This window comes from Hymenobacter canadensis (assembly GCF_027359925.1).
Classification (GTDB): Bacteria; Bacteroidota; Bacteroidia; order Cytophagales; family Hymenobacteraceae; genus Hymenobacter; species Hymenobacter canadensis.
In genome coordinates, this window is record NZ_CP114767.1 from 1,056,946 (window position 1) to 1,081,693 (window position 24,748).

Annotated in this window: 23 protein-coding genes; 10 read left to right on the forward strand and 13 right to left on the reverse strand. The window is 64.3% G+C overall.

The window, feature by feature from the left end:
* Window positions 1-7: 7 nt before the first annotated feature.
* Window positions 8-1,579: an alpha,alpha-trehalase TreA gene (gene treA / locus O3303_RS04520; protein WP_269560875.1), complete on the reverse strand. Its 1,572-nt coding sequence runs from the start codon at window positions 1,577-1,579 to the stop codon at window positions 8-10.
* 187 nt (window positions 1,580-1,766) lie between these two features.
* Between treA and O3303_RS04525 the strand changes: the two genes are divergently transcribed.
* The gene (locus O3303_RS04525; RefSeq protein ID WP_269560876.1) at window positions 1,767-2,546 is read left to right on the forward strand and encodes a hypothetical protein; all 780 of its coding nucleotides are present in this window, start codon (window positions 1,767-1,769) and stop codon (window positions 2,544-2,546) included.
* 151 nt (window positions 2,547-2,697) lie between these two features.
* Here O3303_RS04525 and O3303_RS04530 read toward each other — a convergent pair whose 3' ends face one another.
* From O3303_RS04530 to O3303_RS04550, 5 genes are all read right to left on the reverse strand, one after another.
* Window positions 2,698-3,462 (reverse strand): ABC transporter permease, encoded by a 765-nt coding sequence (locus O3303_RS04530; protein WP_269560877.1) that lies wholly within the window; start codon window positions 3,460-3,462, stop codon window positions 2,698-2,700.
* A 149-nt stretch (window positions 3,463-3,611) separates the two neighbouring features.
* Window positions 3,612-4,505 (reverse strand): ABC transporter ATP-binding protein, encoded by an 894-nt coding sequence (locus O3303_RS04535; protein WP_269560878.1) that lies wholly within the window; start codon window positions 4,503-4,505, stop codon window positions 3,612-3,614.
* Window positions 4,506-4,672: 167 nt separating this feature from the next.
* On the reverse strand, window positions 4,673-6,424 hold the full coding sequence (locus O3303_RS04540) for a M14 family metallopeptidase (protein WP_269560879.1): 1,752 nt from the start codon (window positions 6,422-6,424) through the stop codon (window positions 4,673-4,675).
* 131 nt (window positions 6,425-6,555) lie between these two features.
* Entirely contained in the window at window positions 6,556-6,990 is a 435-nt protein-coding gene (locus O3303_RS04545) for a DoxX family protein (RefSeq protein WP_269560880.1), read from the reverse strand.
* A 101-nt stretch (window positions 6,991-7,091) separates the two neighbouring features.
* Window positions 7,092-7,778, reverse strand: a complete 687-nt coding sequence (locus tag O3303_RS04550) for a hypothetical protein (protein WP_269560881.1) — start codon at window positions 7,776-7,778, stop codon at window positions 7,092-7,094.
* A 141-nt stretch (window positions 7,779-7,919) separates the two neighbouring features.
* Here O3303_RS04550 and surE point away from each other — a divergent pair, with 141 nt between their 5' ends.
* Window positions 7,920-8,789, forward strand: a complete 870-nt coding sequence (gene surE, locus O3303_RS04555; protein WP_269560882.1) for a 5'/3'-nucleotidase SurE — start codon at window positions 7,920-7,922, stop codon at window positions 8,787-8,789.
* Between the two features lie 172 nt (window positions 8,790-8,961).
* Here surE and O3303_RS04560 read toward each other — a convergent pair whose 3' ends face one another.
* On the reverse strand, window positions 8,962-9,168 hold the full coding sequence (locus tag O3303_RS04560; RefSeq protein ID WP_269560883.1) for a hypothetical protein: 207 nt from the start codon (window positions 9,166-9,168) through the stop codon (window positions 8,962-8,964).
* Window positions 9,169-9,240: 72 nt separating this feature from the next.
* On the reverse strand, window positions 9,241-10,605 hold the full coding sequence (locus O3303_RS04565) for a sensor histidine kinase (protein WP_269560884.1): 1,365 nt from the start codon (window positions 10,603-10,605) through the stop codon (window positions 9,241-9,243).
* A gap of 79 nt (window positions 10,606-10,684) precedes the next feature.
* Here O3303_RS04565 and O3303_RS04570 point away from each other — a divergent pair, with 79 nt between their 5' ends.
* Window positions 10,685-11,056, forward strand: a complete 372-nt coding sequence (locus O3303_RS04570) for a four helix bundle protein (protein ID WP_269560885.1) — start codon at window positions 10,685-10,687, stop codon at window positions 11,054-11,056.
* Between the two features lie 69 nt (window positions 11,057-11,125).
* On the opposite strand, the gene O3303_RS04575 is transcribed toward O3303_RS04570, so the two are convergent.
* The 4 genes from O3303_RS04575 to O3303_RS04590 form a co-directional block, all read right to left on the reverse strand.
* Window positions 11,126-11,806 carry a response regulator transcription factor gene (locus O3303_RS04575; protein WP_269560886.1) on the reverse strand — a complete coding sequence of 227 codons (681 nt, stop codon included), beginning with the start codon at window positions 11,804-11,806 and terminating at the stop codon, window positions 11,126-11,128.
* Between the two features lie 118 nt (window positions 11,807-11,924).
* Window positions 11,925-13,493, reverse strand: coding sequence for an ABC transporter permease/substrate-binding protein (locus tag O3303_RS04580; protein ID WP_269560887.1), 1,569 nt, complete (start codon window positions 13,491-13,493; stop codon window positions 11,925-11,927).
* Window positions 13,490-14,509 carry an ABC transporter ATP-binding protein gene (locus O3303_RS04585; RefSeq protein ID WP_269560888.1) on the reverse strand — a complete coding sequence of 340 codons (1,020 nt, stop codon included), beginning with the start codon at window positions 14,507-14,509 and terminating at the stop codon, window positions 13,490-13,492. Before O3303_RS04585 ends, O3303_RS04580 begins: the two co-directional genes overlap by 4 nt.
* Before the next feature lie 189 nt (window positions 14,510-14,698).
* Window positions 14,699-16,075, reverse strand: a complete 1,377-nt coding sequence (locus O3303_RS04590) for a T9SS type A sorting domain-containing protein (protein ID WP_269560889.1) — start codon at window positions 16,073-16,075, stop codon at window positions 14,699-14,701.
* A gap of 254 nt (window positions 16,076-16,329) precedes the next feature.
* Between O3303_RS04590 and O3303_RS04595 the strand changes: the two genes are divergently transcribed.
* The 4 genes from O3303_RS04595 (at window position 16,330) to O3303_RS04610 (ending at window position 20,075) form a co-directional block, all read left to right on the forward strand.
* Complete coding sequence (locus O3303_RS04595) at window positions 16,330-17,322, forward strand: DUF1028 domain-containing protein (RefSeq protein ID WP_269560890.1); 993 nt, start codon at window positions 16,330-16,332, stop codon at window positions 17,320-17,322.
* 32 nt (window positions 17,323-17,354) lie between these two features.
* Window positions 17,355-17,927 (forward strand): phosphoglycerate mutase family protein, encoded by a 573-nt coding sequence (locus O3303_RS04600; protein ID WP_269560891.1) that lies wholly within the window; start codon window positions 17,355-17,357, stop codon window positions 17,925-17,927.
* A 96-nt stretch (window positions 17,928-18,023) separates the two neighbouring features.
* Window positions 18,024-19,409, forward strand: coding sequence for a M20/M25/M40 family metallo-hydrolase (locus tag O3303_RS04605; protein ID WP_269560892.1), 1,386 nt, complete (start codon window positions 18,024-18,026; stop codon window positions 19,407-19,409).
* Between the two features lie 120 nt (window positions 19,410-19,529).
* Complete coding sequence (locus tag O3303_RS04610; protein ID WP_269560893.1) at window positions 19,530-20,075, forward strand: 2'-5' RNA ligase family protein; 546 nt, start codon at window positions 19,530-19,532, stop codon at window positions 20,073-20,075.
* A 115-nt stretch (window positions 20,076-20,190) separates the two neighbouring features.
* On the opposite strand, the gene O3303_RS04615 is transcribed toward O3303_RS04610, so the two are convergent.
* Window positions 20,191-21,003, reverse strand: coding sequence for an OmpA/MotB family protein (locus O3303_RS04615; protein ID WP_269560894.1), 813 nt, complete (start codon window positions 21,001-21,003; stop codon window positions 20,191-20,193).
* Window positions 21,004-21,317: 314 nt separating this feature from the next.
* Between O3303_RS04615 and O3303_RS04620 the strand changes: the two genes are divergently transcribed.
* The 3 genes from O3303_RS04620 (at window position 21,318) to O3303_RS04630 (ending at window position 24,620) form a co-directional block, all read left to right on the forward strand.
* The gene (locus O3303_RS04620) at window positions 21,318-23,066 is read left to right on the forward strand and encodes a S8 family serine peptidase (protein ID WP_269560895.1); all 1,749 of its coding nucleotides are present in this window, start codon (window positions 21,318-21,320) and stop codon (window positions 23,064-23,066) included.
* Window positions 23,063-23,779, forward strand: coding sequence for a hypothetical protein (locus O3303_RS04625; RefSeq protein WP_269560896.1), 717 nt, complete (start codon window positions 23,063-23,065; stop codon window positions 23,777-23,779). Before O3303_RS04620 ends, O3303_RS04625 begins: the two co-directional genes overlap by 4 nt.
* A 241-nt stretch (window positions 23,780-24,020) precedes the next feature.
* Entirely contained in the window at window positions 24,021-24,620 is a 600-nt protein-coding gene (locus tag O3303_RS04630; RefSeq protein WP_269560897.1) for a hypothetical protein, read from the forward strand.
* The last annotated feature ends 128 nt before the right edge of the window (window positions 24,621-24,748 follow it).

Below are 24,748 nucleotides of genomic sequence, written 5' to 3' on the forward strand. Positions count from 1 at the left end.
CCGCTGCCTACGGCTGCTTGGTAGTGGCGTGATTCAGCAGGTAGAGCAGCACGCCGTTGGTCCAGCCGAAGCCATCCTGCAGCGGATACTCGCCGCCGCCGGCGGGCAGGTGGGTGTCCTGGACGTTGTATTTCTCCAGCAGTTTGCCGGTTTGCTGAAACACGCGGCTGTTCAGGCGCACCCAGCGCGTAGCGACGGTGTCGGCGAGGGGCTGCTGGTTGTAGCGGCGCAGGCCCTGGATGGCCAGGTACTGCAGCGGCGCCCAGGCATTGGGCGCGTCCCACTGCTGGCCGCTGGTGTTGAGGGTGGTGAGCAGGCCGCCATCCTTTAGGAAGTCCGCTTTCAGGCCGGCCGCTACCTGCGTGGCCTGCGGCGCGGTGGCCACCCCGAACGCCAGCGGAAACACGCCCGCCAGCGTCCGGATGGTGGCCGGGCGGCGCTGCGTGAGGTCGTAGTCGGTGTACCAGCCGGCGGCTTTGTTCCAGCAGTAGCGCTGAATGGCGGCCTGCCGTTTGGTGGCTTTCAGCTCCCAGGTTTTGGCGGCAGCGGCCTGGCCTTGGGCTTTGTAGGAGCGGGCCAGGGTCTGTTCCAGGGTCAGCAACAGGCAGTTTAGGTCCACGGGCACCAGCTCGGTGGTGCGGATGGACGTCAGCTTGCCATCGGGCCCAAACCAGCGGGTGCTGAAGTCCCAGCCGGAAGCTGCCGCCGCCCGAATGTCGCGGTAGAACTGGCGCGGGTTGGCCAGGCCTTTCGCCGCGGCCACGTCTTCGGCATACGACTCCTCGCGCGGCTCGGTGCTGCTGTCCCAGTAGCGGTTGAGCACCTCACCGCCGGGCATCCGCACGGCGCGGCGGCTGGCCTTACCGGGCGCCAGCGAGTCGGCCCCGGCCATCCAGTAGGCGTATTCGCGCAGTAGTGCGGGCTGGTAGCGCGGCAGCACCGAGTCGGTTTGCTGCTGGGCCAGCAGCTGCACCATCAGGGCGAAAAAGGGCGGCTGCGAGCGGGTGAGGTAGTAGCTGCGGTTGCCATTCGGGATGAAGCCGTAGCGGTTCACCAGGAAGGCGAAGTTGTCGGCCATGCTGCGAACCAGCGGCGTGCGGCCGGCCTCACTCAGCCCGATCATCGTGAAATAAGAGTCCCAGTAGTACACTTCCCGGAACCGCCCGCCCGGCACCAGATAGGGCTTGGGCAGCGGCAGCAGCGACGAGTACCGGGCCACCGAATCCTGGGGGCGGCGCTCCAGCACGCGCCAGAGCGTATCGAGGTGGGGACGCAGGCCGGCTGCTACGTTGCTACGGTAGGTGCTGGCGTCGGAGGTCGGCAGCCGGAAGCGGGCCTTTACGAAGGTGGACAGGTTGAAGCCGGGCTGGGTGCGCTGCTGGGCGTAGTCGGCCAGAATGCGGGCCGGCGGCGCCAGTGGCACCATATCCACGAACGTCTTATTATCGGGGTACACACGGCCCTGCTGCACCGCCTCAAACAGGCCAGGGTAGAGCTGGCGGGGCGTGAGCGGCAGCTGGGCCACGGCCCAGGTAGCCGAGAGGCCGCAGAGCAGGAGGGTGAGAAGGGCTTTTTGCATGGCGTAGAACAAGAGCGGTGTGAGCCTCAAGATACGGGTTCTGCCGGCCCGGCAATAGACGGACCATCCGGAAAGAGACGCGCCGTGTCCTGTTCTGCGAAACCTGCCGGGCAGAGGCAGAGTTAGCTGGAAAAAGCCGCGCCAGCACGCGGCGGCCCTGTATTTTTTCGGCTATCTTTCTCCGGATATGATGAAGCTCCCTACCGTTGTATATGCGCTGCTGACGGGCCTGGCGTTGGGTGCCGGACCTACCGTGCAGGCGCAGCAAAACCAGCGGGCCCTGGTACAGGAGTTTGCTGGTAGCACCATTCTGCTGACTTCCGGCGACACGCTCCGGGGCCCCGTCACGTTGCGCCGCGACCAGGACGTGCTGCTCATGGCCCAGCCCGACGGCACGCTCACCACGCTGTCGGCGGTAAGCGTCAACAGCTTCGCGGTGAAAGGCGAGCAGATTGACAGCCGCCTCGGCAACGGCTACTACGACAATTTCCTCGATGCCCGCAACGGCTACTACTATGGCAACCCCGTGTATGGCGTGCCGCGCCTGCGCCCCGAAACCGAAAACCTGAACCGCGTGCGGGTGTTCCGCTCCTTCCGCTGGAACCGGGGCAACGACTACAGCGACTTCACGTCGCCGGCGTTTTTCGAGCAGCTCAGCAACGGCCCCCGCATGCTGCTGCGCCGCGAGTCGCTGGTGGAGCGCACCGTCAACAACGGCCCATACGGCGGCTACGGCTACGGCGGCCGCAACTTCGGCACCTACACCGAGAAGAAGGACGATTTCTACCTGGCCACGCCCACCGGCAGCATCATTGCGTTACGAAGCCCCAAGAAGGATCTGCTAGCCGTATTCCGGGGCCAAGCCCGGCAGCTGGAACAGTACGCCCGCGACAACCGCCTCAGTTTCACCGTCGCCCGCGAGCTGGCCTTCATCGTGAACTACGCCAACTCGCTGGTGAAGGAGTGAGTTTTTAATCTGATGCGAGCCCCAGCGGGGCGACACCTTGACCGCGCGGCTAAGGTGTCGCCCCGCTGGGGCTCTGTATTTGATGGCTAGCTGGGTTTCTACCGATATGCCGCCCCGCTGGGGCTATTCAACGACTTCATTCACTCAACCACTACAAATCGCGGCTGCGCAGGAGCAGGTAGCTCAAGCCCCAAAACAGGGCCGTATATGCCAGGGCCAGCGGCAGCGCCTGGCTGGGCAGCAGGGCCATGGAGGGGCCGGTCACGGTGGCCATCAGCTCCTGGCCGGGCATGGGCGTGAGGCTGTTGAAGATCTTGGCCGGCAGGTAGCGGTCCAGCTCGTTGGGCAGCGACAGTCGCAACAGCGGCTCAGCCACCCACAGATACAGTAGAAACAGTAGGATGGCGGCTCCGCTGCGGCGCACCAGCACCGCCACCAGCGCGGCCAGCGCCAGCACGCCCAGCACCTGCACCCCGTAGAGCAGCACCGCCGGCAAACCCGTCGTGGCCTGCGCCACCGTGCCGGCCGCCCGCGTCAGCCCGAAGTACGCGCCAATGCCCAGCACGACTACCATCGCAAAGCCCGCCAGCAGCCCAGAAACGACTATCTTATTCTGCAGCAGCCCCGCCACCGAGCTACCGTCAATCACCTGCTGCCGGAACGTGCGGAACTGAAACTCGTCGGTAATAAGGATGATGAACAAGATGCCCAGCAGCATGGTGAAGTAGCTGGCTACGAAAGCCAGCTTGTCCCACAGCCCCGGAAACATATACAGTGACTGGCCCAGCGGTTGCCCGTTCACGTTCAGGCTGCCGCCTGCCGATACAAACAGCAGCAGCAGCACGGCGTAGGCCAGCAGGTTGATCCAGACAGTACGGTAGGGGAGAATCTTGCGAAGTTCGGCGCGGAAAAGCATGTATTGGTGTGCTGATTTATAATGTATTAGGATGCTGGTAGCTGACTGTTATTGAGCTGATTGTTCGTTGACATGATTAGGTTGCAGTGTCAGCAAGCAACACGTCAGCAATCAACTAACATCAATCAGCCCATCAAAAATCAACACAGCTATTTCGTCAGCTCCAGAAACTGGGCTTCCAGGCTGCGGCGGCGCAGCTCCAGGCCGGCTAGGGCAATGTTCTGGGCAAAAAGGGCGCGGTTGAGGTCGGCGGGGCCGTGGCCGGGCGCGAGGGCGGCGCTTAACTGGCCGTCGGTTTCGGGGCGCACGTCCGACACCCAGGGCAGGGCGGCCAGGGCCTGCTGCACGGTCGCTGTGGCCCGCGGCTCGGGGCGCAGCAGCACCCGGTCGGCGGTGGCCAGGATGTTGCCGACGGGGCCGGCCGCCCGCAGCTCGCCGCGCTGCAGCACCGCCACATGTGTACATACTTTCTCTATTTCATCGAGCAGGTGGCTGGCCAGAATGATGGTTTTGCCTTCCGCCGCCAGGCGTTGCACCAGGCCGCGTACCTCGGCAATGCCTTGCGGATCGAGGCCGTTGGTGGGCTCATCCAGCACCAGCACCTCGGGGTTGCCGAGCAGGGTGGAGGCCAGCGCCAACCGTTGCTTCATGCCCAGCGAGAACCCGCGGAAGGCATCGTGCTGGCGCGTGCCCAGCCCCACGGTATCGAGGGCCTGATCTACGCTGCGCGGGTCGGCCTGCTTGATGTCGGCGGCCAGCTGCAGGTTCTGGCGGGCCGAGAGGTAGGGGAAGAAGTTGGGCGTTTCCAGCAGCGCCCCGATGCGCCGCCGCCCGGCTGCCGTGGGCGGCTGCCCAAACCAGCGCACCGTCCCGCCCGAGGCCCGCAGCACGCCCAGCGCAATGCCCAGCGTGGTGGTTTTGCCGCTGCCGTTGGGCCCCAGCAGGCCATACACGCTGCCCGGCTCCACCTGCAGCGTCAAGCCTCGCAGCGCCGTGGTGCTGCCGTAGGTTTTGGAAAGGTTTTCGAGTTCGAGGATGGGCATGAGTGGGAAGCAGGTAATAAAGGGATTTACAACGCTTTTAGGCCGTCATGCTGAGCGAAGGCGCAGCCGCAGTCGAAGCATCTCTACCTCAAACTAATAAATGGTTTCACAACGAAGCGGTAGAGATGCTTCGACAAGCTCAGCATGACGGCCTTTCATCAGCTAGACTACTCCACTGGCAGCGCGCCGCCCATCCAGCGGACTACCGGGTAGCGCAGGTGGGATTTCTCGTAGTTCGGCGACTGGCGGTACACCCAGTCAAGCTGGGCAGCGCCGCTGGCGGCAAAGGCGGGGTTTTGCTGCTTAAGCTTCTCCAGCCGCTCGCGCAGGGCCGGGTCGCGGCGCAGCAGGTCGGCGGCCACATCCTCGAACACGTAGTCCGAGAAATACTCCTTTTGCTGCAGCACGCTGTCGAAGAAGCCCCAGGCAAAAAATGAGTCGGTGGCCTGCGGCTCCAGCGTTTCGATGAGGTAGCGGGCGGCGGGCTGGTTGAGGTCGGCTACGTAGTCGCCTTTCAGGAAGGCTACGGGCTGCGGCGCGGTGCGCAGCTCCACGGCCGTGTGCACGTAGTGGCCCTCGTAGGGGCGCTGGCCGGTTTTGTAGTCCTGCACATAGTACACGTCGGCCGTGAGGGTGGTGTCCTGGCGCAGGCGACGCAGCTGCACGCCCGAGAGGCGCAGGCGTTCCAGCACCTCGCCCCAGGCCTGTGGAATCAGATAGGCCACCGGACGCTGCACCTGCACGGTAGGCTGAAACGTGTTGTAGTACGGAATCTGGCGCGAATACGGGGCCTTGCGGTCGTAGTAGAGGCGGGGTTGGCCGCTGATGTCGCTGGGCTTCAGTTTGCCCTCGTAGCCGAGAAACGTCACCTTGTCGGCAGCCGTGGTGTCGAGCTTCCAAGCCAGCGGGAACGTGGTTTGGGTGGCCGTCTGCTGCTGGGCGGCGGCGCGGGCCTGGGCCAAGGCCGCTTTCTGCTGGGCCACGGCCTGCACCAGCAGCTCCAAGAAATCATACTGGGCCTTCACGCGGGGCGCGTAGGCCTTGAGCATGTGCGTTTCCGTGACGAAGCCGATGGTGTTGAACAGCGTGGTGTAGCCCGTGGAGTAGCGCGGCGACTCCATAAAGCCCGTCAGGCCGCGGGCGTCGGGCGTGCGGCCCTCAAAGTCCACGTAGGGCGTCATGGGCGTTTTGCGCTTGGCCATGCCGCCGTACACGGCCGGCAGCAGCTGCCCATTCAGGTAGCTGCGCAGGGCCGGATGCAGCTTGCTTTGCTGCGTGGCAATGAGCGTCATCGTGTACTGGTAGTCGGCGCCGTCGGAGGTGTGGGTGTCCACGAAAACGTCGGGCTGCCAGCGCTGAAACAGCTGCGCAAAGGCGCGGGCGTTGCGCGAGTCCTGCTTGATATAGTCGCGGTTCAGGTCGAGGTTGCGGGCGTTGCCGCGGAAGCCGTAGCTCTCGGGCCCGTTTTGGTTGGCGCGGGTGGTGGAGTTGCGGTTCAGTGAGCCATCCACGTTGTATATCGGAATGATAACCAGCGTAATGTCCGTGAGCTGGCGGCGTAGCCTGGGCTGCTGCACGTAGTCGCGGGCCAGCATCATGGCCGCATCAATGCCCTCCGGCTCGCCCGGATGAATGCCATTCTGGATAAACACTACGCGCCGCCCTTTGGCCCGCACCGAGGCCGGGTCGGCGTCGCCATCGAGGCTCACCACTACCTCGTGCAGCGGCCGGCCGCTGTCGGTGGTGCCAGCCTCGCGCAGCGTGATTTCGGGATAGGCCGCATCCAGGCGCTGATAGTAGGCAATGCAGGCGGCGTGGGTGGTGGTGGTATTGCCGTTGCCCAGCTCGTAGGGCGTGCGCCAGTCGGTTTTGGGCGCCGCCGACGTGAGCAGCAGCGCGGAAAGCAGGAAGGAAAGCATGCGGCAAAGGTATGCGTTAGGGCTTAGGGACCAGGGCCTGGGGCTTAGGATAAAAAAGGGGCATAACGGCCCCGTATATTCCCTAATCCCTAATCCCTAATCCCTAATCCCTAATCCCCAATCCCCAATCCCTAGTACAGCCGGCGGCGGGCCGGGAACAGCACCTGGTCGAGGCTGAGGTGGCCGGGGCCGGCCAGCAGCAGCCCCAAAAACAGAAACGCCGATTCCAAGGCGTGCGAGTAGCCACTGAACCCGTCGCCGGCGCTCAGGTGCTGCACCGTAGCCATAATCATCGTACCCAAAAGCAGGGCACAGGCCACCCGAAAAAACAACCCCAACGCCAGCAGCTGCCCGCCCACGGCCTCGGCCACGGCGGCCAGAAAGCCCCAGAAAGCCGGCGCGAAATCCAGCCCCACCACCTTCATCACGCTGCCCACTTTCGCCCAGGCCTCGGGTCCGCCAACCAGCTTGGGGTAGCCATGGATTGTGAACATGACGCCAATGCCCACCCGCAGCAGCAAGAGGCCAAGGTTGTGGGTGCGGTAGCGGTTTTCAAACAGAGTCATAGGAAAAACGGTATTCCTGAATGCTTGGCCAGAGAAAAGAGTGTGCTTTCGTTGGCAAAGTACAAGAAATACGCAGCATCACAATCTGCAGGGTTTGCCGGCTACTGGTATAGTAATACCCCGGTGATGCGTGCGGCCGGCGGAATATCCGTCGAGCTCATTTCCTCCGGATGCTTATCGGGCAGCGAGTTTGGGTCGATAACCCAGGCGGTTTTCACCTCGCCCGAAACGGCGGCGAAGCCGGCCGGCGTGTTGCGTACCCGCGTCAGGCCCAGGTTCTGGCGGGCCGCCCCAAACGGCGAACCGACGCCAATGCCCTCGGCCGTGCGGTACTGCGGGTCGTAGATGCGGATGCGGCGCAGGCGGTAGCCGCCGGCCGAGTCCGGAATCATGTGCAGGATGTTGGCTGGGGCATCGGGCCGCTGGGCGTCGCGCATTTCGTAGGCAGGTAGCTCCCGGCCGTTGTCGGAGTAGGTGGTGGCGCGCAGCAACTCGGCGGGCACCACTTTTTTGAGCTGCGATTCGCGCATTCCCAGGCGCAGCTGGCCGGCGCGGCCCGGGCTGATAAGATACTGCAGATCAATGTTATCAACGGCAGCAGCGGTGCCGGGCTCCTGGGCTACGCCGGTGGCGCCGGGCCTGAGGGCCGCCGGGTCGGTGGTCCCGTCGGCGGGCAGGAAGGGGGGCGTCCCCGAGTCGGTGGGGGAGCCGCAGGAGGTGGCCAGGACGGTGGTAAGCAGGGCCGCAGCCAGAGCTGGGGCCAGAGTAGCAAATCGATTCAGCATCATGGGCATACGACAGAACCCGGGCAGTAGTTGATAAGCAGCTCACCAGAGAATTTGCCGGCTATGTCGGCCACGGAGCCTGGGCGGCGCGTAGGGAAGCATGTACCTTTGTGCGTCCTTTCGTTCACCACACTTCTTTGCATCGTGTCTGATACTGCCCGTAAACCCCTGATTCTCATTTCCAACGACGACGGCATCACGGCTCCCGGCATTGCCACGCTCGTGCGCGTCATGCGCCGCATCGGCGAGGTAGTGGTGGTGGCGCCCAACTCGCCGCAGTCGGGCATGGGCCACGCCATCACCATCGGCACCTCGCTGCGCCTCGACCCCAGCACCATCTTTCCCGGCATCGAGAGCTACGAGTGCAGCGGCACCCCGGCCGACTGCGTGAAGCTGGCCAAGCACCACGTGCTGAAAGACCGCCAGCCCGATCTGGTGGTGTCGGGCATCAACCACGGCTCCAACTCCTCGGTGAACGTGCTGTACTCGGGCACGATGTCGGCGGCCATCGAGGCGGCCATCGAAGGGCTGCCGGCCATCGGGTTTTCGCTCTGCGAATACGGCCACAACGCCGATTTCGAGCACACTGAAGCCTGGGTGGAGCACATTGTGCGGGAGGCGCTGGCGCACGGCATTCCGCAGGGTACGGCCCTGAACGTGAACATTCCCAAGAAGTCAGAGCAGCCGATTGCGGGCATCCGGATCTGCCGCCAGGCCCGCGCCAAGTGGCAGGAAGAGTTCGATTTGCGCCACGACCCCTACAAGCGCCCGTATTACTGGCTGATCGGGGAGTTCGTGAACCTCGACCAGGGCAACGACACCGACGAGTGGGCGCTGGCCAACAACTTCATATCGGTGGTGCCCTGCCAGTTCGACCTCACGGCCCACCACGCCATCAGCACCCTGAACGCCAGCTGGCAGCTGGGCCCGAAATTCGACGGGCCCACGCACCCGGCCCCGCACCAGGGCAGCGCCACCCCTGAGCCCGGCGAGTCGGCCGAAGGATTGGGGTAGGGAGTAACTGAGCAGCTGAGTTAAGCTGCCCAGAATGCGCAGTAGCCGCGTAGCGGCGGCAGGTTTGTAGCAGCCAGCCGGTCTATTCTGGGGCAAAGCCGTGTATCGGCGGCAGGTTCATAAACAGAATCTGCCGCCGATACGCGGCTTTTTTAATGAGTAGTACTGTGGGCTATCTATTCCACACTTGCCTTACGTGGCGCACCACCGGCCCGGGGGAGTGGCGCACAACCAGTGGCACGTTGTGCGCCATGGCGGCCGGCGGGGCGGGCTTCAGTAGTACCGGCAGGTAGAGCAGCACGGCGAGGGCGGCCAGGAGAAGCAAAATGCCAAGCAGCGGCCTGACGTGGGAATTGTGGCGAAACAGGGCAGGGCTCATGCGGGTAGGGATGGCGCGAGTGGTAGCTCTAAGCTAGTGCGCTCAGCATGAAGACTGTATGAGGGTCAGGCGCTAAACCGCAACCGGGCTGGCCACTGAGCTGCCGGCAAATTCCAGGGCAAATGTGGTGCCTTTGCCCAGCTCCGAGGTAGCCGTGAGCGTGGCCTCGTGGAAGGTGGCAATGGTTAAGGCAATGGGCAGGCCGAGGCCGAAGCCTTCCGGCGACGCGGCCCCGCCCGCATTGAAGCGCCGGAACCGGTCGAAGAGGTGGGGCAAGTTTTCGGGGGCAATGCCGGGCCCGGTATCGGCCACGGCCAGGCGGTAGCCGCCGCCTGGCAGCAGCGCGCCGGTTACGGTGATGCTGCCGCCCTGGCGGTTGTACTTGATGGCGTTGCTGAGCAGATTGAACAGCAGCGTAAACAGCAGCGAGTGGTTGGCGCGGGGCAGCACCAGGTCGGGGGAAAGCTGGGTGCGCAGGTGCAGCTCGCGCTGGGTTAGCCGGTCGTCGAGCTCGTTGAGCACTTCGGCCAGCACCGCGGCCATGCTCACCGAGTCCTCGCGCAGGTACTGCTCGTTTTCGATGTTGGCGATGAGCAGTAGCGTCCGGACGGTGTTGCGCAGGCGGTAGAGCGTTTTTTGGGATTCTACAATCTTCAGGGAGTGCGTATGGCTGAGGTCGGGGTCCTGCAGCATGTTCTCGAAGCGGGTCTGCAGGATGCTGACCGGCGTCAGCAGCTCGTGCGACACGTTGCTCATAAACTCGCGCTCCTTCTCAAACGCCGACTGCACCTGGTGCATCATTTCGTTGAGGCTGTCGTCGAGGCGGCGGAAGTCGGTGGTGCTGGTGCTGATGGGGGCGAAGGGGAAGGCCGAAGGGTGGCGCACGTTGCGCAGCTTGCGCGTAATCAGGTCGCTGAGGGGGCGCAGCAGAAAGCGCGCAAAGGCCGCGTCCGTCACGATGGTGAGCAGGGCGCCCACCACCAGCACCCACAGCGCCAGCTGCCGCAGCGTGGCTTCCAGCAGCTCCACCGTAGCCAGCGACGAGCCAATTTCCAGGCGGTAGGGGCGGCCCTGCGCCGCAAACCGGTAGCTCAGAATCCGGAAGTCCTCCACGTCATTATCTACCTGCCGCTGCTCGTCAAAGATGCGCTCCACGGCCACCGGCGCGGCTTGGCCGGCCTCCGGCGTCAGGCTGATGTATTCCTGCTTGAGGATGTTGTAGTCGGCGTAGGCCTCGTTCTGCTCCTGCCGCACGAAGGCGGTCAGGCCGTCGCGGGCAATCAGGGCCAGCACCTCGCGCTTTTTCTCGTGCAGGCGCTGGTCGGTGTGCGACACGGCCACCCGGCTCACGATGGGCGGAATCACCAGTGCCCCCAGCAGCACCAGCAGCAGCTTGGATAGCGCATTGAATAGGGCCAGCTTGGCTTCGAGGCGCATGGGAGAGTAACTGAGTAGTAGAGTAGCTGAGTAAATGTGTTGATAGGTATCTTACCAACTCACAAATGCTATTCCTACTATGACCAGGGAAGAAAAAGCGGCCTACAATGAAGCATTCCGCAACCGCACAAAAGCCGCTGCACTGCGCGTTATCCAGGTGGTTGAGCAATTGCCAAGAACTGCGCCGGCTGATGTGCTGGCCAGGCAGCTGTTACGGTCTGCTACTTCTGTGGCCGCCAACTATCGGGCAGCGTGCCGGGGCCGCTCTGCCGCCGAATTCTTTGCCAAGCTCAGTATTTGCGTTGAAGAGGCAGACGAAACGCAGTTATGGCTGGAAATGCTGGGAGATGCCGGACTCGTGCCTAAGTCCAGGTTGGCTGCTCTGGAATTGGAGTACGGCCAAATCACGGCAGTCCTCACCAAAGCCCGAAAAACAGCCTCGGAGAAATAGTGAGTAACTGGGTAGTTGAGTAACTGAGTAGACTGTTTTTGTATTTGAACAGCCTACTCAGTTACTCAATTACTCAGTTACTCTATACCCAATGCCGCGCACGGTTTCCAGGAAGTCGGCGGGGGCGAAGGCCGTGAGCTTCTTGCGGATGTTCTTGATGTGCACGTCGATGTAGTTGGAATCGGAGTCGTCTTCCAGCACATTGCCCCACAGGTGCTCGCCCAGCTGCAGGCGCGTGAGCACGCGGCTTTTGTGCAGCAGCAGGTAGTGCAGCAGGTCGAACTCCTTTTTGGTGAGCGGCACTTCCTGCGCGCCGTGGCGCAGAACCCGGGCCGTCACGTCCATCACGAAGCCTTGGCCGAAGCTAATTTCCTGGCGCCGCAGCCCAAACTTGCGGCGCGTGATGGCCTGCATCCGGCTCTGCAGCTCCAGCAGCGAGAACGGCTTGGGCAGGTAGTCGTCGGCGCCCAGGTCTAGGCCTTTGATTCGGTCGTCGAGGGCGCCGCGGGCCGTGAGGATGATGAAGGAAGCCTCTTGCTTATCGTTCTGGCGGGCTTCGCGCAGCAGGTCCAGACCGTCGCCGCCGGGCAGGCCCAGGTCCAGCAGCACGAAATCGTAGCTGTTGACGTAAATTTTCTCGGAAGCCTCGGCGTAGGTGAAGGCCGAATCAACGAGGTACTGCGACTGCAGCAGGAACTGCTTCACCTCCTGGTGCAGGCCTTTTTCGTCTTCAACAAGCAGAATGTGCATAGAAACGGACTAAATGTGGTGCAACATACGCGCCGCCGAGGTGAAGAGAACGTGAAGTAGCCTACGTTGGCACGGTGCCGGACATTCGCTACGCTCGTCGCCAAGCTGGAGCTTAGCGTTACTTCAGATACGCGCTCAGCTCCGAAATAGAGGAGATGCCCAACTCCCGTGCCTGCTGCCGGCGCATGAGCAGCGCGTAGGTGTTGTTGAAGCCCAGCGGGGCCAGCCACTCCAGCTGGTAGCGCCGCCGGAACTGCTGCTGTACATAGCCGAACACGGCCCCGGCATCGGCCCCCAAGGAATCGACGGTGGCGGGCGGGGGCTGCAGCAGCACCAGTAGGCCGGTGCCGCTGTACTCGGGGTACATATCGATGGCGCCGCTGCGCAGCGCCTCGAAGCAGATGGTAGTGCCGCCGAGCCCGGTTTTGGTGCTGACATCCAGCCCGGTATTGCCCCGGATCAGGCTGGCGTACATCTCAGCTAGAATGTACTGCTCGGCAAAAATCTTGGAGCCCAACTTCACTACGGGCGCGCCCGCAGCCAGCGGCCGGGGTGCCCGCCACAGCCCACGCCGCCGCAGAAACGCCAGCGCCACCGCCCGCGGCTCCTCGTGCAGGTAATCGACGCGGTAGTTGAGGTCGGTCATCACGGAGTCGGAGAGCTGGCCGGCCAGCATCCCGAACACGGCCCGCAGCTCGGGATGCTCCGTGAGGAGCCCGGCCCGCACCACGGGGGCCGCGAAGTAGGGCGGAAACACGTGCCGGTCGTCGTGGAGCACGCGCAGGTGGTAGGCCTTGATGCGGCCATCGGTGGAGTAGCCATCGATGAGGTCGACGTTGGCGCTGCGGGCGGCTTCGTACACCAGAGCCGGGGCCAGCACCACGCTGGGCAGGCGGCCCAGCCCGTACGCCTGGCGCAAACCCGGCAGACCATCGGCCCGGCCGATAAACTCGGGGCTGAAGCCGGCCAGCAGCTTGCCCGTGGCGCGGGGCAGCAGGTAGAGGCCCGCCAGCAGCGGCAGCGTCACCAGCAGCGCCCGGCCCACACCCACCAGCTTCCGTCCCGAAAGGCGTTGTACGCCACCCAGCGCCGCGTCGAAGGCCAGCGCCAAAGCCGCTGCCGGAATGGCGCCGGCCAGAATCATCACTGGGTTGTTGAGGGCAATGCCGCCGAAGATGAACTCGCCGAGGCCGCCCGCCGCCACGTAGGCCGCCAGCGTGGCCACGCCCACATTGATGACGGCCGCCGTGCGGATGCCGGCCATGAGCACCGGCAGCGCCAGCGGCAGCTCCACGCGACGCAGCAGCTGCCCGTCGGTGAAGCCCAGCCCGCGCGCGGCGTCTACCACCGCCGGTGGCACACCCTGCACTCCTGCCACCGTATTGCGGATGATGGGCAGCAGCGAATAGAGAAACAGCGCCAGAATAGCCGGCCCCGGCCCGATGCCCAGCAGCGGAATCAGGAAGCCCAGCAGCGCAATGCTCGGAATGGTCTGGAGCACGCCGGCCACGCCCAGCACCCACGGCGCCACCCGGGGCCGGCGCGTGAGCCACAGCCCCAGCGGCACGCCCACCAGCACGCCCAGCAGCAGCGAGGCAGCCGTCAGGCCGATATGCTGCAGAGTCTGTTCGCCGAGTTTGCCGGCCTGCGTCTGCCAGAAAGCCAGGAGTTCGTGGAGCGTATTCATGGCCGTTGCAGACGTTGGATGGCCTGCCCGAAAGCACTCATCAGCGAGGCCAGGTTGAAGGGAACGGCTGGTGCTTGATCAACTTCCGGCTTGGTCAGCAGTACCCGCTCGGTGGCGGGGCCTGAAGTCGGGTCGGGTGTGCTGAGGGCCTCCAGCGCCTCCTGGATGGTTGCTGTAAGTGGCAGGGTTTTGTGGTTTGAAGATGAGGTGTTTGTGTACTCGGAAGCTAAATCGGGTAGCACGTCCTGCAGCTGTAGCGTGCGGAATTGCAGGCTCAGCTTTTCGGCCTCGAAGAAGCGCCGCACGAAGTCGTTGGCGGGCTGGAACAGCAGCTCCCGCGGGGTGCCCAGCTGCTGCACGCGGCCGGCATCCAGCAGCAGAATCCGGTCGGCCAGCTCGAAGGCTTCCTGCACGTCGTGGGTTACCAGCACCATGGTTTTGCGGCGCAACTCCTCCAGCTCCCGGAACTCGCGGCGGATGCCGGCCCGCGTAATCTGGTCGAGGGCGCCGAAGGGTTCGTCGAGCAGCACCAGGGGCGGGTCGGCGGCCAGGGCGCGGGCCAGCCCCACCCGCTGCTGCTGCCCACCCGACAGCTGGTGCGGATACTGGGTGGCGTAGCGCTCCGGTGGCAGGTGCAGGCGTGTAAGCAGCTCGTGGGTGCGCTGTGCAATGGCGGCCGGCGCGTGGCCCAGCAGCCCCGGTACCACGCCCACATTTTCGGCCACAGTGTAGTGCGGCAGCAAACCCACCTGCTGAATCACGTAGCCGATGCCGCGGCGCAGCTGTTCGGGCGGCAGCTGGCGCACATCGTGGCCGGTTAGGTGCACGGTGCCACTGTCGGGCTCCACTAGGCGGTTGAGCATGCGCAGCAGCGTGGTTTTGCCGCAGCCGCTCGGCCCCAGCAGCACCAGCGTCTCGCCGGGCGCCAGCGCAAACGAAACGTCCTGCACCACGGCGTGCGGGCCGTAGTGCTTGGTAAGGTTATGTACCGCCAGGGCGGGTATGGCATCGGGCATAGGCCGGTAAGGTAATGAGGGATACGGCAGCAACAACCGGCCCTGCGGCAGTTGTGCCGCCAAAAAGGATGATTTTGCTGTTGATGTTCAGGCGTATTCTGCCTGCCCCGACCAACAATCAGCTAAACAAATAAAAGGCTCCCCCGTCGCCGGGAGAGCCTTTCAATAAACCAATGGACTACGGCCCGCTTACTGCTTCACCACTTTCAGCACCGTCGTCTGGCCTGCCACCGTTACGCGCGCCAAGTACATACCGGCCGGCAGCTGCGCCAGCTCCAGCGTGAGCAGCTGGCCGGCGGAAGCCGGAAAATCCTGCTGATAGACGCGGCGGCCCGCCAGTGTCGTGAGTTCCACCGTCGTCGGCTGCCCGGCCTCGGCGCCGGCTACTGTCAGCACGAGCTGGCTGCCGAAGGGGTTCGGGGCGGCCGTAACCTGCAGCGGCTGGCCGGTTTTGCGCCCGGCCGTAAGGGCCAGCACCGGCGAGGTGGTGCTGGTGCCATCCTGGTCGATCTGCAGGAGCCGGTAGTAGCGCACGCCGGCCTGCGTGGTGGGGTGCTGGTAGCTGTACTGGCGGCGCTGGCTGGATGCGCCGGCTGCCTGCACGCGGCCCACCGTCCGGAAGGTGCGGCCGTCGGTGCTGGTCTGCACCTCGAAGGCGGCCGAGTTGACTTCCTGCGCGGTCTGCCAGGTCAGGAATGTTTCGGTGGCGGCAGCCTCGCCTTCAAAGGCGCTCAGCACCACGGGCAGCGGTGGGTTCACGAAGTCGGCGGTCTGCCTGTTGTAGGCCACAAACGCCAGGTCGCTGCTGCCGCTCAGCGCTATCCGGAAGCTACGGACACTGCCTGCGTTTGCGGCCGTGATACCAAATGCACTCAGGTCGGCCGACCACAGCCGCATCGTCCGGGGCGTGCGCGTAAAGCCGGCCGCCAGGGTCATGGGGCTCTGCGAGGCCTCGTAAAAGTCGGCGGTCCAGTTGGCCACCACCCCAATGCTGTTGAAGGCAACATCCACGGCCCGGCCTACCACCTGGCCGTTGGCATCCAGAAACTGATAGCGGTCCTGCGAGTTGGAAGGGTCGGCAATCTGCGTCACCAGGATATCGGGAATACCGTCGCCGACGGCGGTGGCCGTCAGGCCGCTGATGGACAGATCGAGGGTGCCGGTCACGTTGGCCGTGCCCGTGCCCAGGTTAAGGCCGTTGCGGCCGTCGCGCAGATAGAACGGGATGTTGTTGGCCGGGACGGGGTTGCTGGCACCGTTCGGCACGCCGTCGAAGCTGGCGCCCAGGGCTACTTTAGTGTTGGTAACGGGGGTGCCGATGGCGCTGACCGGCAGGGCCGCATACTGCCCGGCCACGAAGGTCAGGCCCCGGGTTGCCAGCAGGGCATCGTCCACGCCGGTGGAATAGCGCGTGCCGTTGAGCGTAAACGCCAGCAGATCGTGCGAGTTGTCGGGCAAGGTGGGGTTGACGGCGGTGGTGGCGCTCTGGAAAAAGCCGCCGAAGTCGGTAATGATTTCCGTGACGTTGTTAACCGCCTGAGCCGTTGCATCATTGGCTTGAAGCAAGCAGGCTGCTGCGGCTGCTAACAGAATAGTTTTCCGTGACATATAAGTGAGAGGGTGTGAAAGTCTTAATAGAAGCTGGGCAGAATCCAACATCCATTCAGCTACAAACCTACTGTCAGATATTGATAAAATTGTGATAAACCAATAAAAAATAAGTTTGCCTTGACCCTTGCCGCTGCCTTGGTAATGTGGCCGCCGAAATTCTGTGCCCCGCCCGAATTGCTCCCCGGCGGATTTCTTGCGTGCTTTAGCCCATGAAACGACTCTTCTGCGCCCTGCTGCTGCTGGCAGGCTTTGCCGGCCCGGCCGCCGCCCAGGTGTACCGCACCACCGATCCGCTGGCCCACACCTACAGCATCGTGGCCCGCGACCCAGCCACCGGCGACCTGGCCGTGGCCGTGCAGAGCCACTGGTTTTCGGTGGGCACCAGCGTGAGCTGGGCCGAGGCCGGGGTGGGGGCCATTGCCACCCAGTCGTTTACCAACAAGTCGTTTGGGCCGCGCGGGCTGGCGTTGCTGCGCAGTGGCAAAACCGCCCAGCAGACCCTCGACGAGCTGCTCAGCACCGACGACGGCCGCGACGTGCGGCAGGTGGCCATCGTGGACAGCAAAGGCAACGTGGCCACCCACACCGGTGCTAAGTGCATCGACTTTGCCGGGCACCGGCAGGGTACCCAGTTTTCGGTGCAGGCCAATATGATGCTCACCGAGAAGGTGCCCGCCGCCATGCAGCAGGCATTTGAGGCCGGCACCAAGCTGCCCTTACCCGAGCGGATGCTGGCCGCCCTCGACGCGGCCCAGGCGGCCGGCGGCGACGTACGCGGGCGGCAGTCGGCGGCGCTGCTGGTGGTGCGGGCCAAGCCGGGCGCGGGCGTCTGGGAAGACCGGCTCGTGGATTTGCGCGTGGACGATGCCGCCGAGCCGCTCAAGGAGCTGCGCCGCCTACTGAGTTTGCACCGCGCCTACGAGCACATGAACGCCGGCGACCTGGCCGTGGAGAAAAACGACGTGCCCGGCGCCATCCGCGAGTATGAGGCCGCCGAGAAGCTCTTCCCCAACAACCTGGAAATGCAGTACTGGCACGCCATCAGCCTAGCCAACAAGCAGCAGGTGCCGGCCGCTTTGAAGCTGCTGGGCCCGATTTTCCGGCAGGAGCCCAACTGGCGCGTGCTCACTGAGCGGCTGCCCAAAGTGGGTTTGCTGACGGTGAGTGCCGCGGAAATGAAGCAGATTCTTAGCCTCAAATAAGCCCGGTCTTGTTCTTCCTGAATCCGTTTTCTATGCTCACTTCCCGCCCTGCCGCTTTCCGTTTGCTTCTCTGGCTGCTGCCGCTGTGGCTGGCCGGCAGCGGTTGTGCTTCCTCGAAGCAGACGCAGGCAACCAACGCCTCCTACACCACGGTCTACGTGGTGCGCCACGCCGAAAAAGACCTCACGCCCGGCCTCGCCGACCCGCCCCTGACGCCCGCCGGCCAGCAGCGGGCCCAGGCCCTGCGCGACACGCTGCGCAAGACGCCGCTGGACGTGGTTTTCTCGACCAATACCAGCCGCACCCGCACTACGGCCGAGCCGCTGGCTGCCCTTAAGAACCAGCAAATCATGCCCTATGATGCCAAACAGATGCCTGCCTTGGCTGCTAGCATCCGGCGCGACTACCAGGGGCGCACGGTGCTGGTAGTAGGCCACTCCAACACCATCCTCGAAACTGTGGAAGCCCTGGGCGCCCCCCGCCCGGTGCCTGCCGTCGGCGACAACGAGTACGACTACCTGCTGGAAGTGCATATTCCGAAGGACTCTACCCGCGCCGCTACCGCCACCGCCCGGCGCTACGGAGTTCGCAGCGCCGGCCAGTAACGGGCGCGCCGCTGCAACCCGCCCCGCTTTTCCTGCTACTTTAGCCGCGCTGTGCCACCCCAGGCGCTGCCAGTTTCTCTCGTTTCTCTGCTCTTTATGATTTCATCTTTCCGCCGCCTCACCCTGGCCGGCCTGCTGCTGGCTGCCGCCCCGGTAGCCGCCCAGACGGCCCCCGCCACCGACTCCCTGGCCATCCGCCGCCTCTACGACGAGGCCCTAATGCGGGGGCAGAGCTACGAAAACCTGCGCGAGCTGTGCACAAAGATTGGCGGGCGCCTCAGCGGCTCGCCGCAGGCCGAGCAGGCCGTGCAGTGGGGTAAGAAGGAGATGGAGAAGATGGGCCTCGACCGGGTGTACCTGCAGGAGGTGATGGTGCCGCACTGGGTGCGCGGTGCCAAGGAAAAAGGCCGCGCCACCGGCGCCAAAGGCAAGGGCCTCGACTTCAACGTGTGTGCGCTGGGTGGCTCGGTGGGCACCGGCGGCAAGCTGAAGGCGCAGATAGTGGAGGTGCACAGTATGGCCGAGCTGGCCGCGTTACCCGCTGATAAAGTGAAAGGTAAGTTCGTGTTCTTCAACCGCCCGATGAACCCGGTACACGTGGAAACCGGCCGGGCCTACGGCGAAGCCGGCGACCAGCGCCGCAGCGGCGCATCCGAGGCCGCCAAGCGCGGCGCCATCGGGGCGCTGGTGCGCAGCCTTACGCTCACCCACGACGACTACCCCCACACCGGCACCATGCGCTACGACGAGGCCGTGGCCAAGGTGCCTGCCGCCGCCCTCAGCACCAACGGCGCCGACCAGCTCAGCCAGCTGCTCAAAGCCGACCCCAACCTGCAGTTTGAGCTGGACATGAGCTGCCAGACCCTGCCCGACGTGAAGAGCTACAACGTAGTCGGCGAGCTGAAAGGCTCGAAGTATCCCGACGAAATCATCACCGTCGGTGGCCACCTCGACTCCTGGGACCTAGCCCAGGGCGCCCACGACGACGGCACGGGCTGCGTGCAGAGCATGGAAGTGCTGCGCCTGCTGAAGGCCTCGGGCCTGAAACCCGAGCGCACCGTGCGGGCCGTGCTGTTTATGAACGAGGAAAACGGCGTGCGCGGCGGCGAGAAATACGCCGAGCTGGCTAAGGCCGCCAACGAAAAGCATCTGGCCGCCATGGAGTCGGATGGGGGCGGGTTCACGCCGCGCGGCTTCAACATTGAGGCTGATGCGGCCACCGTGCGCAAAGTGCAGCAGTGGCAGCCGCTGCTGCGCCCCTACGGCAGCGCCGAGTTCAACGCCGGCCACGCCGGCACCGACATCGGCCCGTTGAAAACCCAGGCCAAAGCCCTCATCGGCTTCGACTGCGACTCCCAGCGCTACTTCGACCTGCACCACGCCGCCACCGACACCTTCGACAAGGTAAACCGCCGCGAGCTGGAGCTCGGGGGCGCCAGCATGGCCGCTCTTGTGTACCTGATGAGCAAGTATGGGTTGTAATTAGGAGGGTAGAGTTAGGTCATGCTGAGCTTGCCGAAGCATCTCTACCGCTTCGTTGAACTACTACTGCAACGAAGCGGTAGAGATGCTTCGACAAGCTCAGCATGACGTTCACTCCTTATGCAAATGCATCTTTACCTGATTGCGCTGGTGCCGCCGGAGCCGGTGCGCGGGCAGGTGTGGGCCCTGAAGCAGGAGCTGCACCAGCGTACCGGCAGCCGCAACGCCATCGGCCTGCCGCCGCACATTACGCTGGTGCCGCCTACCCGGCAGCCTGAACCGTTTGCTGCTGCAGCCACGGAAAGCCTGCACCGGTTCGCTATTACGCAAACTGCGTTTGAGGTGCGCCTGCAGGATTTTGGCTGGTTCACAGACCGTACGCTGTTCGTGCAGGTAGCGGAAGCCACGGCCCTGCGGCAGCTGCAGGCGGCGCTGATGCGCTGGTGCGGGCAGCACTTGCCCACCATCCGCCCCGAGGCGCGCCCCTTCACACCCCACATGACGCTGGCCACCCGCGACCTGCCGCCCGCCCTGGTACCGGAGCTGCAGCAGGATTTCGCGGCCCGCTTCTACGAGGCCACTTTCCCGGTCAATTCTTTCGAGCTCTTCCGCCACGACGGCCGCCAGTGGAACAGCCTCACTACCTTCCCACTATCACCAGTATAGAAAAAGGCCGGGCGCTTCCAACAGAAGCACCCGGCCTTTTCAATTGTAGCGGACCGCGAAAGCGCCGTCCACAAAATCCGTGTAATCCGCAAAAAATCCGTGCTAATCCGTGATCCTAGTTGGCTTCCAGGATCTGAAACAGCTCGTCGAGCTTGGGCGTGAGGATGATTTCGGTGCGGCGGTTGGTGGCCTTGTTGGCGGGCGTGTCGTTGCTGGCCACGGGCATGTATTCGCTACGGCCCGAGGGCGTCACCTGGGCGGCGGGCAGGCCGGAGCTGGTTAGGATACGGGTGATTTCGGTGGCGCGCAGCACGCTCAGGTCCCAGTTATCCTTGGCCCCGTTCACCACGCCTTTCAGGGGCACATTGTCGGTGTGGCCTTCCACCAGCACGTTTACGTCCTGGTTGCCCTGCAGGGCAGTGGCCAGCTTTTTCAGGGCCTCCTGACCTTTGGGGTCCACTTTCGTTGAGCCCGATTTGAACAGCAGCTGCTCCGACAGCGACACGTAGACTTTGCCGTTTTTCACGTTCACCTGCAGATCCTGGGCATTGAAGCCCAGCAGGGCGTCGCCCACTTTCTGGCGCAGGGCCTTCACGGCGGCGTCTTTCTGCTCCAGGATGCGCTGCATTTCGGCAATGCGCTGCTCCTTAGAGCGCAGGTCGGCGGAAAGGGCGGTGTTGGTTTGTTCGGCACCGCTCAGGTTCTGGTTGAGCTGGTTTACCTGCTGGTTTTTGTTGAGCAGGCTGGAACGCAGAGACTCTTCGTTGCGGGCTTTGTCCTGTTCCAAGGCCGTTTTCTGGGCCTGCAGCTGGTCGCGTGAAGACGTCAGCGTGGCGTTCTGCTGCTGCAGAGCGGCGATTTCTTTGGCGTTGCAGCCGCCGAGCAGCAAAGAACCGGCACTGCACAGCATAATCAGGGAAGTACGCATGGGCAAGAGTGGGATAAAAAGGCGAAGGATATGGACAGCACAACCGTGCCATCGGGGTTTCAAACGGCTCCGGCGGCAGGGGAGTTGCCTGCGGCCCCGGTGGCGTCCGGATTCTGCGTTACTTTGCCCGCAGGTATACAAGGTCCCGGGCCGGGCGCAAAATCTGCCGGTTTCAGCAGCCTTCCGCATGTGTGTCGGGTGCCGATGCGCCCGGCGTTTGCGGCCTGCCAGGGGAGAAGGGGCCTGTACCCGATGGATATTTCTGCATGATTGAGTTGACGTTTTTGCCGTGGCGCGCCGCGGTATTCTGTGGGATGCTAAGCCTGCCGTGGGCAGCCCCGGCAAGCTTCGCCCAAACAGCCGCCGGCCCGCCAACGGCCGGCTACTGGGTGGAGCTGCGCGACAAAGCCGGCGTGCTATTCAGCCCTACCACCTACTTCATGGCCGCCGCGCAGGCCCGCCGCCAGCGCCAGCACCTGCCCGCCGCCGACAGCTCCGACTTCCCGGTGCGGCCCGACTACCTGCGCGCCGTGCGCCAACACGCCGATTCGGTGCTGCTCGTCAGCCGCTGGTTTAATGCCGTGGCGTGCCGCGCTACGCCGGCGCAGGCGGCCGCGCTGGCCCACCTGCCGGGTGTGCGGCGCGTGCTACCGCTGGCCGGGGCCGAGGTGCTGCCCGCTGCCTACCCGGCCGCTGCCCGGCTGCCTGCTTCCATCACTGCTGACCGGCCTCTGAACGCCGCCGACCGCCAGCTGGCCCGCCGCCAAACCCGCAGCCTCGGCGCGGATGCCCTGCGCCAGGCCGGCCTCGATGGCCAGGGCCTGCGCATTGCGGTATTCGATGTGGGCTTTAGCGGCGCCGATAAGCACGCGGCGTTTCAGGAGCTGTTTCAGCAAAATAGGGTGGCGGCCACCTATGATTTCGCTCGGCGCAAGCCCGACGTGTTCCACGGCGGCAGCCACGGCACCGAGGTGCTGGCCTGCCTGGCCGGCCGCCTGCCCGACGGCACGCCGCTGGGCCTAGCCACGGGCGCCACCTACCTGCTGGCCCGCACCGAGCGGATGCAGCGCGAGATTTATGCCGAAGAGCTGGACTGGCTGGCCGCCGCCGAATGGGCCGACCGCAACGGCGCCGACATCATCAACTCCTCGCTGGGCTACACGGCGCGCCGCTACTTCCCGGAGCAGATGAACGGCCGCCGCAGCCTGGTGGCGCGGGCCGCCAGCTTGGCCGCCCGCAAAGGCATGCTGGTAGTGAGTGCCGCCGGCAACGACGGTGACAACGACGACTGGCGCACCGTAGGCACTCCTGCCGATGCCGACTCCGTGCTGGCCGTGGGCGGCGTCGACCCCGATACTGGTTTCCACCTCGACTTCAGCGCCTACGGCCCCACCGCCGACCGTCGCCTCAAGCCCAACGTGGCCGCCTTCGGTACGGTCCTGACGGCCTCACCCGGCGGCCGCTACGCCCGCGTCGATGGGACTTCCTTTTCCAGCCCGCTGGTGGCCGGGCTGGCGGCCTGCGCCTGGCAGCAGCAGCGCGGCCTCACGGCCATGCAACTCTTCGCCCGACTCCAGCAGTCGGCCACGCTCTACCCATACTACGACTATGCCCATGGCTACGGCCTGCCGCAGGCCAGCCGGCTGCTGCAGAAAGCCCCGCCGGACGCCGCCGGCCCGCCGCCCACCATCGATTTTGTGGTGCTTGACAGCTTGCTGGCCGTGAATATCCGCCCGGGGGCCCTGCAGCCGCTGCCGTTGTACGCCGACTCGCTCATCCTGCAGCCCGATGATACCCGGCGTGTGCCAGGTGTAGGGCGCGAGGAGCCCCGCCCGGCCGGATCTACGCAGGCAGCGTCGCCTAGAGAGGCAGGAGTGGTGGTTCTGCCCGCCGCCAGCTACCTCTACTGGCATGTGGCCGATGCCCGCGGCGTGCTGCGGCGCTACGAGGTAGTGGAAGTCAGCCAACGGGCCATTCTGCGCATTCCGCGCCGCACGCTGCAGCCCGGCGACGTCGTGCGGGTGTATTATCTGGGCACCACGCACAGCTATCCGGTTTTATGAAGCAGTTCTGTTTGATTCTGACGCTGGCTGCTGCTGGCTTGTGGCCGCGCTACGGGCAGGCCCAGCGCGTGCTGTTGCAGTCCACCGTCGCCAAAGACACCGTGTATGAGCAGTATGGGCCCAATCGGGCGTTTTTCAACCATCTGTACTTCAGTTACCTGCCGGTGGTTGGCGCGGCGGCCGGGAGCGGGGCGCCGCTGCGCTATGGCAGCTCGGCGGAACTGGCGGTAGGCCTGCGCAACAAGTTCCGGCTGAGTGAGCCGCTGAGTGCGGGTTTCGACCTGCGCTTTGTGCGCCGCACCTACGACCTGGCCCAGGAGGCCGGCAAGATGCTGCCAACGCCGGTGCTGCACTACCGCGAGTCGCTGGCAACGTCGGAGGCGCATATTGAGACGTTTGTGCGCCTGAATGTGGGGGCGCGGGGCAACGTCATTGGCCGCTACCTGGACCTGACCGGCTGGGGCGGCTGGGCCCTGAGCACCGCCCATCGCACCGAAGACCGGCCCGGCAGCGGCGCCAAAAAAGTGCGCACCGCTGAAACAGGCTTGCCCTACCTGCGCCGGTGGCCCTACGGGGTGGGGGTGAGGATGGGCACGGGCCGCTACGCCGCCGTGGCCCGTTACCGCCTCTCCGATACGTTTACGGCCGATGCGCCGACGGAATTTCCGGAACTGCCTCGTTGGACGGTAGGGGTGGAAATTGGGTGGCTGTAATGTGTTGAGCCTGAATAATAATCCGGGGCAACCCTTTTTACGTACCTCAGATACCGGTTTGGAGCGTTGGCCGAAAAAGAAAAAAGCAAACCAGCCCAACCCTGTTCTATTTTTTGGGTAGATAGCAGCAGAGCCGTAACTTTGATATAGAATTCGTTTGCTACGGCCTTCAGAATCTTCTCCTATGTGAGGAAGTTTTGCCCGTAGCTGACCAGACTTGCTAATGGTTTCTCACCACCAAATGAAAAAAATCTTACTGGCCGCTGTCTGCACCGGAATCCTGCTCCAGACTACTTCCTGCCTCAACACGGAGAAGGAGATGGGCAATTCCCGCAACCCTGATCGGCCCTTCACGCCCACGCCCGAAGGGGCTCGTGGCCGCGTGAACGAGCGCACCGTGCTGCGCACGGTGAATGCTGCCCATTATTTCTCTAATACCAAAACCAAAGATAATTTCGTGCTGCAGCTGCAGGGGACTAAAATCCTGAGCGCGCAGGCCCATCTTATCATCGTCAACAGCACCGGCGATACGCTCCGCAAAGAGTCGATGCCCGCTACTGCCTTGCTTGACCAGCGCGAGATGGACGACCCGCAGTCGGCCACTGTTCGCGACAAGGAAATTGCCATCCTGCAGGGCATGAACTCCTTCTTCCGCGAAGACCGGTTTACGCAGCCCGCCGTAGCCCGCGCCGCTGCCCAGCCCTCCGAAGTGGATGCCGAGGGCTGGCAGGCCGTGAAAGCCGACACCAAGGCCTATGGCTTCGACTACATTGCCAACGGCAAAGAGCGCCGCCTGGCTTACGCCAAGAAGCTGCAGAAAGCCGTGATTGTAGCTCAGTAGAGCTGGTTCCAGCAAGCAATGAAAAGCCCCGTTCGAAACCGAACGGGGCTTTTTGTCTATGGACGGCCTCCATTGGGAGGCTTCTTAAGCAGGCCTCAGTTCAGCTGAGGTGCTGCCACTTATTCAAT